The organism is Ancylobacter tetraedralis (genome assembly GCF_014195655.1).
In the GTDB taxonomy this organism is placed as follows: Bacteria; Pseudomonadota; Alphaproteobacteria; order Rhizobiales; family Xanthobacteraceae; genus Ancylobacter; species Ancylobacter tetraedralis.
Map to the genome: position 1 here is coordinate 677172 of NZ_JACICD010000001.1, position 13304 is coordinate 690475.

14 protein-coding genes are annotated in these 13304 nt (G+C 65.8%); 8 read left to right on the forward strand and 6 right to left on the reverse strand.

What is annotated here, in order from left to right; genetic code table 11:
- Window positions 1-16 precede the first annotated feature (16 nt).
- The 3 genes from FHS55_RS03085 to FHS55_RS03095 are packed head-to-tail and all read left to right on the forward strand — an operon-like array spanning window position 17 to window position 2536.
- Window positions 17-1222 carry a mandelate racemase/muconate lactonizing enzyme family protein gene (locus tag FHS55_RS03085; RefSeq protein ID WP_210286820.1) on the forward strand — a complete coding sequence of 402 codons (1206 nt, stop codon included), beginning with the start codon at window positions 17-19 and terminating at the stop codon, window positions 1220-1222.
- A gap of 11 nt (window positions 1223-1233) precedes the next feature.
- Complete coding sequence (locus FHS55_RS03090; RefSeq protein WP_183188191.1) at window positions 1234-1908, forward strand: 4-carboxy-4-hydroxy-2-oxoadipate aldolase/oxaloacetate decarboxylase; 675 nt, start codon at window positions 1234-1236, stop codon at window positions 1906-1908.
- Between the two features lie 16 nt (window positions 1909-1924).
- Window positions 1925-2536 carry a peroxidase-related enzyme gene (locus FHS55_RS03095; protein ID WP_183188192.1) on the forward strand — a complete coding sequence of 204 codons (612 nt, stop codon included), beginning with the start codon at window positions 1925-1927 and terminating at the stop codon, window positions 2534-2536.
- 68 nt (window positions 2537-2604) lie between these two features.
- On the opposite strand, the gene FHS55_RS03100 is transcribed toward FHS55_RS03095, so the two are convergent.
- The 3 genes from FHS55_RS03100 to FHS55_RS03110 are packed head-to-tail and all read right to left on the reverse strand — an operon-like array spanning window position 2605 to window position 5399.
- Window positions 2605-3420 carry an HpcH/HpaI aldolase family protein gene (locus FHS55_RS03100; RefSeq protein ID WP_183188193.1) on the reverse strand — a complete coding sequence of 272 codons (816 nt, stop codon included), beginning with the start codon at window positions 3418-3420 and terminating at the stop codon, window positions 2605-2607.
- A gap of 5 nt (window positions 3421-3425) precedes the next feature.
- Complete coding sequence (locus FHS55_RS03105; protein ID WP_183188194.1) at window positions 3426-4394, reverse strand: Bug family tripartite tricarboxylate transporter substrate binding protein; 969 nt, start codon at window positions 4392-4394, stop codon at window positions 3426-3428.
- A gap of 36 nt (window positions 4395-4430) precedes the next feature.
- Window positions 4431-5399 (reverse strand): Bug family tripartite tricarboxylate transporter substrate binding protein, encoded by a 969-nt coding sequence (locus FHS55_RS03110; RefSeq protein ID WP_183188195.1) that lies wholly within the window; start codon window positions 5397-5399, stop codon window positions 4431-4433.
- Between the two features lie 103 nt (window positions 5400-5502).
- Here FHS55_RS03110 and FHS55_RS03115 point away from each other — a divergent pair, with 103 nt between their 5' ends.
- The 4 genes from FHS55_RS03115 to FHS55_RS03130 all read left to right on the forward strand — a co-directional run bounded on the left by FHS55_RS03115 (window position 5503) and on the right by FHS55_RS03130 (window position 8096).
- Window positions 5503-6579, forward strand: a complete 1077-nt coding sequence (locus tag FHS55_RS03115; RefSeq protein ID WP_183188196.1) for a ketopantoate reductase family protein — start codon at window positions 5503-5505, stop codon at window positions 6577-6579.
- A gap of 110 nt (window positions 6580-6689) precedes the next feature.
- Window positions 6690-7046 (forward strand): rhodanese-like domain-containing protein, encoded by a 357-nt coding sequence (locus tag FHS55_RS03120; RefSeq protein WP_183188197.1) that lies wholly within the window; start codon window positions 6690-6692, stop codon window positions 7044-7046.
- Window positions 7047-7238: 192 nt separating this feature from the next.
- A complete protein-coding gene (locus FHS55_RS03125) occupies window positions 7239-7685 on the forward strand; it encodes an RrF2 family transcriptional regulator (RefSeq protein WP_246339778.1) in 447 nt (148 codons plus the stop codon).
- A gap of 42 nt (window positions 7686-7727) precedes the next feature.
- Window positions 7728-8096 (forward strand): rhodanese-like domain-containing protein, encoded by a 369-nt coding sequence (locus FHS55_RS03130; protein ID WP_183188198.1) that lies wholly within the window; start codon window positions 7728-7730, stop codon window positions 8094-8096.
- 113 nt (window positions 8097-8209) lie between these two features.
- On the opposite strand, the gene FHS55_RS23780 is transcribed toward FHS55_RS03130, so the two are convergent.
- Entirely contained in the window at window positions 8210-8440 is a 231-nt protein-coding gene (locus tag FHS55_RS23780) for a hypothetical protein (RefSeq protein ID WP_343055951.1), read from the reverse strand.
- Window positions 8441-8578: 138 nt separating this feature from the next.
- Here FHS55_RS23780 and FHS55_RS23330 point away from each other — a divergent pair, with 138 nt between their 5' ends.
- The gene (locus tag FHS55_RS23330; protein WP_246339779.1) at window positions 8579-10636 is read left to right on the forward strand and encodes a DUF3363 domain-containing protein; all 2058 of its coding nucleotides are present in this window, start codon (window positions 8579-8581) and stop codon (window positions 10634-10636) included.
- Between the two features lie 984 nt (window positions 10637-11620).
- On the opposite strand, the gene FHS55_RS03145 is transcribed toward FHS55_RS23330, so the two are convergent.
- Both FHS55_RS03145 and FHS55_RS03150 read right to left on the reverse strand, forming a co-directional pair.
- Window positions 11621-12433 carry an ABC transporter permease gene (locus FHS55_RS03145; protein WP_183188199.1) on the reverse strand — a complete coding sequence of 271 codons (813 nt, stop codon included), beginning with the start codon at window positions 12431-12433 and terminating at the stop codon, window positions 11621-11623.
- Window positions 12426-13301, reverse strand: coding sequence for an ATP-binding cassette domain-containing protein (locus tag FHS55_RS03150; RefSeq protein ID WP_183188200.1), 876 nt, complete (start codon window positions 13299-13301; stop codon window positions 12426-12428). Before FHS55_RS03150 ends, FHS55_RS03145 begins: the two co-directional genes overlap by 8 nt.
- Window positions 13302-13304: the final 3 nt, after the last annotated feature.

Below are 13304 nucleotides of genomic sequence, written 5' to 3' on the forward strand. Positions count from 1 at the left end.
AATTTTTGCTCAATGGATGAGAAATATAGTGAAGATAGCGCGCGTAGAGGCGTTTCTATACAATCCAGGCACCGCTAAGAATCTTCTATTTGTTCGAATCGAGACAGATAGCGGGCTTCACGGCTGGGGCGAATCTTATGTGAGCGGCAAGAAGGAGAAGGTGGTCGATGGCTACCTGCAGTCCATCGCGCCGCTGATCGTTGGGCGGGACGTGTTCCACCTGCGCCATCTCGGGCAGGTGCTGCTGGACGATTTCGCGATTCGGCGCAGCTCCGTGGACTTTCTGGCCGCCTGGAGCGCGATCGAGATCGCCTCCTGGGACATTATCGGCAAGGCTGCCGGCCTGCCGGTCCATAAGCTGCTCGGTGGCGCGGTCCGCGAGAAAATCCGTGTCTATGCCAATGGTTGGTGGTTCGGTGCCAAGGGTGTCGATGAGACGGTGTCCCGCGCCGTCGAGGTCGTTCGTCAGGGCTATGACGCCATCAAGTGGGATCCCATTCCCGGCCCGTGGCGCAACTTCATCTCCCGCGCCGACGAGAACGAGGCCGTCGCCCATGTGAAGGCGATGCGCGAGGCGGTCGGCCCGAATGTGGAGCTGCTGGTCGACGGCCATCGCCGTCTCGCCCCGGTCCATGCCATCCGTCTGGCCGAGCGCTTCGCGGAGTATGACATCGGCTGGTACGAGGAGCCCTGCCCGCCCGACAACATCGACCTCACCGCCCAGGTGAAGCGCTCGACGCATATTCCCATCGTGGTCGGGGAAGCGATCTACACCAAGGAAGGCTTCCTTCCGGTGTTCCAGAAGCAGGCGGCCGACATCATCAACCCCGACATCTGCGCGGTCGGCGGCCTGTCCGCCATGCTGGACATCGCGACGCTCGCCGCACCGCATGCCGTGGGGGTCAGTCCGCACAATTTCAACAGCCCGATCGTCGGTCTGGCCGCGACGGTCCAGCTGTCGGCACTGATCACCAATTTCACCATCGCCGAACTGTTCGTGAACCTGATCGAGCCGACCCGGCCGATCACAGCGCAAGGCCTGAACATCGAGGCCGGCTGGGTCGATCTGCCGACCACTCCCGGCCTTGGCATCGACCTCGACCGCGAGGAGCTGCTCAAGCGCCCCTATGCCGAACTGCCGGGCAAGAATTTGCGCCATTACTGGGAGGAGTTCCCGCGCAAGGGAGCCGTCTCCGCCCAGCCCTTCACGCTTCCCGCCTGACGAGGCCTCCTATGTCCAAGATCAACCGTGATTTTCCGCGCCCGACCGCCGCGCAGATCGAGGCGTTTCGCGCCATCGGCGCGGCGACCGCCCACGAAGCCTTCGGCCGCAGGGGAGCTGTCGATTCCGCCATCAAGCCAACCTATCCCGGCATTCGGATCCTGGGTCCAGCCTTCACGCTGAAGTCGCCGCCCGGTGACAATCTCACCCTTCATGCCGCGCTGAAGCTGGCCAAGCCCGGCGACGTGCTGGTGGTCGACGCCGGCGACTATCCCGAGCAGGGCTCGTTCGGCGATGTCATGGCGACATCCGCCAAGGCCCTTGGTCTGGCTGGCCTCGTCACCAATGGTGGCGTGCGCGATGCCGCCAGCATCCGCGACCTTGGCTTTCCGATCTTCACCCGTGCCGTGTCGATCCGCGGCACCATCAAGGAATCCCTCGGGCCCCTCGCCGAGCCGATCGTGTTCGGCGGCATCCATGTGAATCCGGGTGATCTCGTGATCGGCGATGATGACGGGCTGGTCATCATCCCGCTCGCCGAGGTCGATGCGGTGCTGGACGTCGCCACCAAGCGCGAGGCGAAGGAGGCCGGCATCCGGGCCGAACTCGCCAAAGGCCGCACCACCTGGGACATCAGCAATTTCAATGCGCTGCTCAAGCGCAACGGCCTAGATCTCGAGATCTGACACAAGGAAACCGACCATGGCAAACGTCGCAAAAAAGGCAGAGACCGCCCCCACGGCCCATGTCGAGGGCCTGGTGTCCTGGCTCGACCTGCCCGCCCCGACCGCCACGCCCGAGACCGACGCCCTGTTCGCCGACTCGCTGGAGAAGCGGGGATACATTCGCAACACGCAATATGTACTGGCGCAGATTCCGGCCCTGCTGCTGGCGCAGGATGCGCTGAGCCGCTCGCTCACCGTCGATTTCGACAGCGGCCTGAGCGGCAAGGAGCGCGAGCTGATCGCCCTCGTCGTCAGTGTCGACAATCGCTGCGAGCCCTGCGTGTTCGGGCATGCCGCCAAGCTGCGGCAGATCACCGGGGACCCGCTGTGGGTGGGCAAGTTGGAGGTGAACTACCGCCGTGCCGATCTCACCCCGCGCGAGCGCGCCATCGCCGACTACGCGGTCAAGATCAGCCGCGCCCCGGCGGAGATCGAGCCGTCCGACATTGAGGGGCTGCGCAGCGTCGGCCTGAGCGAGCGCGAGATCCTCGAAGCGGCCGGCATCGCCGCCTATTTCAACTTCAGCAACCGCGTGAACAGCGCCCTCGGCATCCACCCGAACCCGGAGCCGTTCGTCTCCTTCCGGTGACGGTTGGCGCGACGACAAAAGCCGCGTCCGGGCCATTCCCGGTCGCGGCCTTGCGGTGTGGGCGGAAATCAGTCGGCTGCCAGGGCGACTTCGGCGACCGCCGCGCCGACCGTGCGCCAGTGGCGCGTATCGGCGGAAGCCGCCTGAAGGAAATAGCCGAGATCGGAGCCGGTGGGCAGGAAGCGCAGGCCCTGCGCGATATAGCCCTCGATCACCGCGCGGTCCTTGAGCCCTCCGGCACCGAAGATCTTGCCATGACGTCGGCAGGCCTCGTTCGTCACGCGGAAGGCCTCGCGGATCACGGGGTGATCGGTCTCTCCCAGAACGCCGGATTCGGCGGCGAGATCGTTCACCCCGATCATCAGCACGTCCACGCCCCGCGTCGTCGCGATGGCGTCGGCATTGGCGATCGCCTCGGGACTTTCCAGCATGACCACGATGAGCGTGTCGGCGTTGACGGTGTCCACCACCTTGGCCGGCGCCAGCGCCTCGAAGCCGAGCTGCGGCAGGAACGGCACCATGGCGCGCCGGCCGATGGGCGCGAACAGCGTGGCGTCGACGATGCGCCGCGCCTGCTCGGCTGTGTCGACATGCGGCACGATGAGCCCCATCGCGCCGCTGTCGAGCAGACGCGCCAGCAAGGCGGGATCATCGCCCGCCGGCCGCACCAGCGGCGTCACGCCGGCATCCTGCGCGGCGACGGCGATCTGCGCCACCGTGTCGAGCGAGATCGGGCTGTGCTCGGTGTCGATGAACAGGAAGTCGAAGCCGCTCGCGCGGGCGATCTTGCCGATGTCGACCGTCCGGGCCTGCCGAAGCGACAGGCCCAGTGCCAGCTCGCCTTTCGCGAGCCGGCGCTTGGTATGATTGGGGGTAATGGCCATTGCGCTCACTGAAGCTGGATATTGCCGGTCGCGATCAGCGACTTCCACCGCGCATAGTCGGCATCGACGATGGTGCGGAAATCCGGGCGCGTCGAGCCGAAAGGCTTGCCGCCGGTGGCGCGGATCTTGGCCGCGACATCCTCGGAGCGCACGATGTCGACGACCTCCCGGTTGAGCCCATCCAGCACGGCGTCGGGCGTGCCCTTGGGCGCGAACAGGCCGAACCAGTTGACCACCTCGAAATCCGGCACACCCGCCTCCGCGAAGGTCGGCACGTCGGGCAAGCTCGGCTGGCGCTGCCGGTCGGTGGTCGCCAGCGCCTTGAGCTGGCCGGTCGCCAGCGGCTCGCCGATCGAGGTCAGCCCCATGAAGGCGAGCTGCACCCGGCCCGAGAGTATTTCCGGGATGATCGGCCCCGCCCCGCGCAGCGGCACATGCACCAGCTTGGTGCCGGTGCGGGAGAGGAAAGACTCGGTGGTCAGATGGGTCGCGCCGCCAAGGCCGGAGCTCGCGTAGTTGTAGCGGTCCGGATTGGCCTTCAGCTTGGCAACGAGTTCCCCAAGGCTGTTCACCTCAAGGCTGGGATGCACGACCAGCAGGTAGCTCGACGTCTGCGTCGCGACGATGGGCTCCAGATCGGTGATCGGGTTGATACGCGGCTCCTTGGCCGTGGCGAAGTTGGTCACCAGCGAATCGGAAATCGCCAGCAGCGTGTAGCCGTCGGGCGCGGACCGGGCGACCGCCTCGGTGCCGATCAGCGTCGCCGCACCCGGCTTGTTGTCGACCACCACGGGCTGGCCCAGCCGCTGCTGCAGGAACGGAGCGATGGTGCGAACCGCCACATCCACGCCACCGCCCGGCGCATAGGGGACGACGATGGTGATCGGCTTGGCGGGATAGTCATCCGCCATGGCGGCGGGCGACAGCCCGGCCATGCCGGCCAGCGCGAGGAGCGCGACGACGACGCGTTTCATGAGGATCTTCCGGTGAGAGGGATGCGGAGGCGGCGCTCACTGCGCCTGGATGTTTCCGGCCTTGACGATCGCGCGCCACAGGGCGAGGTCCGCCGTCACGGCGTCGCCGAGCGCCGCCGAGGACGAGCCATAGGGCGTGTTGCCGTTGGCGACGGTCCTCTTGGCGAAGTCGGCGCGCTGCACGATGGCGGAAATCTCCTTCTGCAGGCGCTCGACGATCGGCTGCGGCGTGCCCTTCGGCGCGAAGACGCCGGACCAGGTGACGATCTTGAAGTCCGGTACCCCGGCCTCGGCCACGGTCGGCACGTCGGGCAGTTGCGGGTAACGCTCGGGCGAGGTCACGGCGAGCGCCTTGAGGCTGCCGTCGGCGATGTACTGGGAGGTCGTGCTGAGGCCGAGGAAGGCGATCTGCACCCGGCCCGACAGCAACTCCGCGACCATTTGCGACGAGCCCTTCAGCGGCACATGCACGATGTCCACCCCGGTGCGCTGGATGAAATAAGCCGCCGACAGATGCGGCGAGCCGCCGATCCCGGAGCTGGCGTAATTATACTTGCCGGGCTCGGCCTTCAGCTTGGCGATGAGCTCCTTGAGCGTCGACACGCCGAGGCTCGGGTGAACCACCAGCACATAGCTGGACTGGTAGGGCGCGGAGACCGGCACGAGGTCCGTCACCGGATCGTAGCGCAGATCCTTGTTTACGGCCGCCCCGGTGACCAGCGAATCGGAGGTGACGAGCAGCGTGTAGCCGTCCGGCACGGCGCGCGCGACCTGCTCGGTGCCGACCGCCGAGCCGGCGCCCGGCTTGTTCTCCACCACGAAGGGCTGCTCCAGACGTGTCTCCAGCTCGGGGCTCAGCGCCCGCGCCAGCACGTCCAGCCCGCCGCCCGGAGCAAAAGGCACGATGAGCGTCACCGGGCGCGACGGATAGGTGTCGGCATGCACGGCAGACACCAGCAGCAGCGTGACAACCGCTGCCGTGATGAGACGATCCAGAAGCGTCATCGGAATTCCTGTTGCTTCAAATAGGTTCAATATAATATCTATATGTCCTATAGATTAACATTGCACTCAAAGCTCGCGCAATAGCTCCAAGGAATTCCGCCCCATGACCAACAGGGTTGCCATCGTCGGTGCCGGCGCCGTCGGCGGCTATATCGGCGCCTACCTCGCCCGCGCCGGCCACGACGTCACGCTCATCGATCCCTGGCCGGAGAATGTCGAGGCGGTGCGCCGCGACGGCTTCTCCCTGTCGGGCCTCACGCCGGAGGAGAGCATCAACGTTCCCGTCCGCATCCTGCATGTCGGCGATGTCCAGGGCTTCGTTCGCGAAGCCCCGTTCGACATCGCGTTGATCGCGCTGAAGTCCTACGACACGCTCTGGGCGACCCGGCTCATCCTGCCCTACCTGACTCCCCAGGGCGTGATCGCCTCGGCGCAGAACTGCATCAATGATGAGCGCGTGGCGAGCGTCGCCGGCCGCGAGCGCACCGTTGGCGTGGTGATTGCCGGCATCGCCGCCGAGCTCTATGAGCCGGCAAAAATTCGCCGCGCGGTGCCGCGCGGCGTGCCGGGCGTCCTGCGCGTGGGGGAACTCGACGGCAGCCTCACACCACGGCTGCAAAATCTCGCCGCCGTGCTGGGCGACGTCGACACGGTGCAGATCACCACCGATCTCTATGCGGAGCGCTGGACCAAGCTCTCGGTCAACGCGATGCGCAATTCGCTCTCGGCGGCCAGCAGTCTGTCGGGGAATGACATCACCCGAAACGACGTGGCGCGCCGCTTCGCCATACGCTTGGGCAGCGAAGCCGTTGATGTCGGCTTCGCGCAGGGGCTGAAGCTGCAGGCGGTCAGCCGCATCGACCCGGACACGCTGCGTCGTGCCGGGCGCGGCGATGCTGCTGCCTATACCGAAGTCGAGGGCATCCTCATCGAAGAGACCCGCAACGGCCGGCGCAGCGAATATCAACGGCCGTCGATGGGGCAGGACGTCCTGCGCGGGCGCCGCACCGAGATCGACTTCCTCAACGCACTCGTCGTGGAGACCGGCAGCCGCCTTGGCATCGCGACGCCCGCGAACGCGGCGATTGTCGCAGCCGTGCGGGGGATCGAGCGGGGGGAACTGTCTCCTTCGGCCGAACTGATCGCAACCCTCGAGCAGGAGATTCTCGCCGCAACCTGAGCGCGCGGCATGCCGGCACTCGCAAACGTCGCCAACCCCACTTCGGGAGGACGGCCGCACGGCCCTCCTGTGTCTCACCAGAGCTTTGTCTCACCACCAAGGAACCGACAATGACCGAAACCACCGCTTCCGAAGTCCGCCCGGCCTTCCGGATCACAGCCGCCGAAGCTCACAAGGCGGTCGCGCAGGGCGCCCTGCTCATCGATGTCCGCAGCCTGACCGGGCGTAACCGCGATGGCGAAGTCGCCGGCGCGGTTGTCGTTGCCAAGCCGGACGTCGTCGACGTGCTGACGCGCCGCGTTGCCCGCGTGGCGCCGGAGCAGAAGATCGTGCTGTTCTGTGGCAGCCCCAAAGGATCCGAGCCGCTCGTGCGGACGCTGATCGAGGCCGGGTTCTCCGAGGTCTACGATGTGGAAGGTGGAGCGCCGGCTCTGCTCGGCGGCGAGCCGGCAATCTCCTGCGGCTGATAGCGCCCTGCGCGCTAACCCCTGCCATGCCGGTCCGCCACAAGCGGTTCGGCACGGTCTCGCGCCATCCGAAGTCGTGTGAGTTGCGCTTCCTTGGCGGAAACTCACGCTTCACCCGTACGGCCACATGGCATAGGTTTCGCACAAAGCTGGGCTGATCCTTGCCCGTACGTTGGAAGGCTCGCATTACATTTGCTGACGATGAAGGGAAAATACGGGCTGAAGGCTCTCGTATACCTGGCCGGCATTGATGCAGGCAGACGGGCGCAGGTCGGTGAGATCGCCGAGGCGCGCGGCATACCCCGCAAGTTCCTTGAATCCATTCTCTCCGAATTGCGCAATGCGGGCTATGTGAGTGCCCGCAAGGGACCGCAGGGCGGTTACTGCCTCGCGCGGCCGGCCGTCGATATCATTGTCGGAAAGGTCATCCGGGCGATTGACGGTCCGCTCGCTCCCATCGCCTGCGCCAGCCGCAGCGGCTATTCACCCTGTCCGGATTGCGACGAGACGACCTGCGAGATCCGCCACATCATGGTCAAGGTCCGCATGGCGATCTGCGACGTGCTCGACCACTGCACGCTGGCGGATCTGCGGGCCCATGGCCACCTCCTCGCCATGGTCGACGAGCCCTGTTCCTGAGCGACAGGGCTGAGGCAACGCCTCGCGACGAAGGACATCTCCATGACCGATGCTACCGAGATCGTGCCGCCCGATCATCTGACACCGGAAGAGGCCGCTGCGGCGGTGGCTGCCGGCGCGCTGCTCGTCGATGTTCGTGGGGAGCGCGCCCGCGCGCGTGACGGACTGGTCGAACAGGCCGTCGTGGTGCCGAAGATGACCATCGTCGACCGGTTCGGTCTGCGCTCCCACAATCGGCTCGCATTGACCGATGGCCAGACCGTTGTCGTGTTCTGCAGCAGCGAACGCGGCTCGTCCACCTATGTGCCGATCATCCGCTCGCTCGGCGTGTCGCCGGTTTTCGGGGTGCGCGGCGGGTTTCGCGCCCTGGCCCTGTCGGGCCTGTTTGCGCTGCTCCCCCCGGACGATTGATTTCAAGCGATTATTCGCCCGCTAGGTGGCGGTCGCTTCATTTAGAAATGCCAATCGTTCACCATTCACATCGCGTGCGCCAGGTCCCGCGAGGCCCCGCGTTCGTGAGGATCTCAGCAATGTGACAAGTGGTTGTCGTTGAGGACGGCAGGGGATTTCCGTGCTTCGTTCGACGGCATGCGGCCTATGGCGTCGGTGATAACGCGGTCGTGATAGGGCTTATAAAAGAACCTGCGGCCCGTAGGCAGGGCACTCTCTTCGATGATCGCCTCGCCCGAGGCCACGATGATCTTCACCCGTAGCTCGCGGTTGCGGACGTAATTACACAGCTTGAAGCCATCCATCGTTCCTTCCATCGGCAAATTGGTGAACACATTGCGATGTCGTCCCTCGATTGCACCATATGAATGGTCTCGCCGGCGCAACTGGCCTCCAGTCCCAAATGGCAAGCCGACTGCACGAGGTCGACAGCATTCACAGGAATGACCGCGGCGCTCATGGCGATGATGAAGGCCTCAGAGCCCGAAGGTCGACACCTCTGGAATCGGCATTCGGCGGACGTGTTCGGGCTGTTGCTCCGCCGCGAGCATTGCACCATCCGTATCCGTACTTCCTGGCGTGCAAGGATTGCTTCAGGCAGTGAAGCCGGCGGCATTGTGACACCGCAACTGCATCAAGTGTGCAACATCCCTACGGATGCGCCGCAGTTCCGGCCACGGGAAATGCCGCCCCTCTGCGCCATCCGCACCGATGGTGATCAGCACGTCGAGCTTTGCGGAAAGGCCGCGCAGAGAGTTGGCGTCTGCCGCGAAGAGCCTCGCGATCAGGCGCTCTTCATCGCCGGATGCTGCCGCCTCTTCCTGTCGTGTGACGGAGTAGCCGATGGCGCGATCCGCGTCGTCCCAACGCTGCTGATGTGCGCGCAGCACTGCTTCAACGCCCGGGGTCGCGGCGCCAAGGTGATGGCCTCGCTGCCGCGCGATGGCGGCGGCTGGCAGAGCGGTTCGTCAGGCCGGTTCCGTTCCCGCCGCGTCGTGGTGAAGGCGCGGGTGGTGAGGCTTGCCGGGAAGGGGAAGAGCGCGCGCGGCCCGAAGATGCGCGGCGCCGTCTCGGTCGGCGCGGTCGGCGCGCATCTACGCTACCTCGAACGTGACGGGGTTACCCGCGACGGCGAGAGAGGGCGGGCCTACTCGGCGCTAGGTGACGAGGTCGACGCCAGGGCCTTCATGGAGCGCAGCGGTGAGGTTCGCCACCAGTTCCGCTTCATCGTCGCGCCGGAGGATGCCGCCGAGCTCAGTGACCTGAAGCGTTTCACCCGTGACCTGATGCAGCACATGGAGAGTGACCTCGGGACCAAGCTCGACTGGATCGCCGTCGATCATCACAACACCGGCCATCCCCACAGTCATATCCTCGTTCGTGGCGTGCTGGACGACGGCCGCATCCTCAACGTCGCCGGTGACTACATCGCCCATGGCATCCGCCATCGGGCGAGTGAGCTGATGACGCTGGAGCTCGGCCCGCAGACCGAGGTCGAGCTGAAGAACAAGCTGCGCCATGAGGTGGACGCGGATCGCTTCACGCGGCTGGATCGGATGATGATCGCCGAGCAGCGCGAACACGGCGTCGTCGACCTGCGACCGGACGCTGGAGAAAGCTATCTCGTGCGGACCAACCGGCTTGTTCTCACCGATCGGGTGAAGCGGCTGGAGAGCTTTGCCATCGCCGAGGAGATCGAGCCAGGACGCTGGAGCCTTGCCGACCGGGCCGACAGCACTCTCCGGGCGATGGGCGAGCGTGAGGACATCCTGCGCACCATGCACCGCGCGCTGGCCGATCACGGCCTCGCTGACGCGCGAGGCGCCGAGCAATACGTCACTCATGGCAATAGAATCTCGCATGCCCTTGTCGGTCGCGTGCTCGACAAGGGATTGGCGGGCGATGAGATGGGCGAGCGGTTCTATCTGGTCATCGATGGGGTGGACGGGCGCACCCATTATGTCGAGACCAGCGACGCCTCCCGGCTGGAGGATATCAAGCGCGGCCACATCGTCGCGCTGGACCCGCTACCGACAAAGTCCGATCCACGCCCGGCGGACCTCAACATCGCGATCCTGGCCGAGCAGAGCGGCGGCATCTATCGGCCGAGCGAGCATCTGGAAATGGCGCGCCCTGTGATCGAGCGGCAGCGCGGCGACCCGTACGCCTTCATCCGTTGGGACGTAGTCGAACTCGGGATATTGTCGCTGATAAGAAAGCGCCCAGTTCCGCTGGCGTGCGACACGATAGCGCTCCTCCGCCTTCAACTCAGCGGTCGTGGGCTCGTGCTTCTGCCGTCTGATCGTCTCCGCCAGTATGAAGGGAACCTTGTCGACGCCCCGCGAACTTCGACATGCTTGCCCGCGAGGGTGCAGGAAATTTCCCGCGCCTCCATCCCGCGCGCGATGCTGTCGAGAATGAAGATCGCCCTCTCGATCGAACCGGCTCCCAGCCGCATTGACAGCAGGCCTTCCCCGCCAATCGCGATGATGCCGTCATGATCCGGCTTAGCGCGGCGCAGTGTATGGGCGGTCAGCGATACGGCAGTGTGGGGTTTATCGATCCGGCACCAGTCGATCGTTCGCGGATTGGGCTCTCGCGGCTTCATCAGGCGGCATGGCGCGATCGCTACCTCGCGAGCCCGTTCGAGGCGCTCCCCCATAAACGGATCTGACGGGCTCGTCGGATCGAGACGGATGAGCTCGACGGTGGGATCGGCTAAGGAGGCAAAGATTGTCGGCCTCGCATTCTTGCCGGCTGTTCTGTCACGCCAATAGGTCACGGTCGGCAGCGGCACGCGATGCTGGACGCAGAGGTACTTCAGCCGCCAATGCGAAATGCCGAGCTTGGCGGCGACGGCCTCAAGCGGCTCGGCCCAAACGCGATCGTACATCTCGCGGCGGGTGATATGGGCGATCATGCGAATATGGGAGTGACGTCAATGGGGAGCTCGCTATCTATCGCTGGTCGATGACATCCCCGCCGGCCGACCGAAGCCATTCACAAGAAAAGCGCTTCCGCGCAAGACCAGTGGGCCGGTCCGCCGCGGCCACATCAAGGCTGGCGCTTCGCGCGGCTACGGCCTTGACCCGGCCGCGGCAGACCGGCAGGGGCTGGCCATCGCGTAGGGCGGAGTGTGAGCGGCTTTCTCCGCGGTGAGAGAACCGGAATGGTCGGGGCGCGCGACAGCGGTCATTTGGGCAATTGCCGACACTGGACATTGCCGAACCCAACAGAACGATCCCGCTCCCGCCAAGAACGGCCGATAGATCCTCGGCAGAAACCAGACGTTCAGTACCCGGCACTCGGGTAGCGAATCGAGCCGAATTCATCTTGCCGTCTAACCGGCGAGTAGCGATCCGTCCTCAACAAGCCGGGTGAGCGCCCTATATGGCGAGCCCGCCCTGATGTGCCAGTAACGGGGCAGATGTTCAGTCGAGCGAGTTTGGTGACGTGGAGAGCACCTTGCTGAGGTGCGCCAACTCTCAGGCTTCTTGTCCCCAGCGCTGCACGGTCAGACGGTTGAGCGTGGCGAAGACAAGGCTCTCGACGGCCAGCCCGATTAGAATCACGGTCAGCAAGCCGGCGAAGACATTGGCGGTTTCGAGCTGAGAGCGGTTGACGAAGATGAACCAGCCAAGGCCACCCTCTCGCGCACTGGCCCCGAACACCATTTCGGCCGCGATCAGGGTACGCCAGGCGAAGGCCCAGCCGAGGCGCAGTCCCGACAGGATGGATGGTAGCGCGGCGGGAATCAGCAGCCCGACGACATAGGACGGGCCGGTGAGCCCGATGTTGCGTCCCGCCATGCGCAGCGTCGGCGGCACGGCGCGAAAGCCCGCGTGACAGGCGAGCGCCAAAGGCCAGAGCACCGAATGGACGATGACGAAGACGAGGCTGGAGGCGCCGACGCCGAACCACAGCAGCGCCACGGGAAGAAGGGCAATCGCGGGCAGCGGATTGAACATCGCCGTCAGCAGCCCCAGCAGGCTCTCGCCCCAGCGGCTCAGTGCGGCCAGCGCGGTGATGATCGCGGCGAGGCCGATGCCGATGCCGTAGCCGGTGAGCAGGATGCCGAGCGAGGCGCGCACCCGCTCGGGCAGTTCGCCGTTGCGCAGGTTCTCCCACAAGGCCACCAACGTCTCCAGAAAGCTTGGCAGCAGGAGCGAGTTTCCCAGCCAGCGGGCATAGGACTCCCAGATCAGGGCAAGTCCCACGAGGATGACGAGACGGCGTGCGCGGGGGCCCACGGTGAACGGGGCGGGGCGGGCGGACGTCGAGAGGGTGCTTTCAGACATTGTGGGTAACCTCGACGCGATGATGAGCGTCCGTCCTGGCCGGGAGACTGGCGGCGGTTTTCGCCTCCGGCAGCGCCGCGCCGAAGATGCGCTGCTGGATCTCCATCTCCAGCCGGCCGAAATCGGGGGTGCCCCGCTGCCGCGCCGCATCGGGCACGGCATATTCCGCGCCGATCCGGCCGGGATGCGGCGTCATGACCAGCACGCGGGTGCCCACATGCAGCGCCTCGTCAATGGCATGGGTGACGAACAGGCAGGTGGCGCCGGTCTCTTCGCACAGGGCCAGGAGCTCATCCTGCATGCGACGGCGGGAGAGGGCGTCGAGCGCGGCGAAGGGCTCGTCCATCAGCAGGATGGCGGGTTGCACGGCGAAAGCGCGGGCGATGGCACAGCGCTGCTTCATGCCGCCCGACAAGGTGTGAGGGTAGGCATCGGCAAAGCCGCCGAGACCGACGCGCCCCGCCCAGTCGCGCGCGCGTTCAAACGATTCAGCCCGACCCAGCCCGCGGGCACGGCGAAGGGCAAAGGCAATGTTTCCCGCCACCGTCCGCCAGGGCAGAAGCTGGTCGAATTCCTGGAACACCACCATGCGGTCGGGCCCCGGCGCGCGTACCGGCGCGCCATGGAGCCTGATTTCGCCGGAACTCGTCTTGAGGAAGCCGGCCACGGCGCGCAGCAGCGTGGACTTGCCGCAGCCCGAGGGGCCGAGCAAAGCCAGTCGCTCGCCAGCGTCGATGGTGAAGGACACGTCCTCCACCGCCGTGACCGTTCCGGCGTCGGTTTGGTAGCGCAGAGTAACGTGCTCCACAGCCAGCGGCGGTGGGCCATCACCGGCCGCCGGCTGGTTCTGCGGCGGGAGCCGACCCACCGG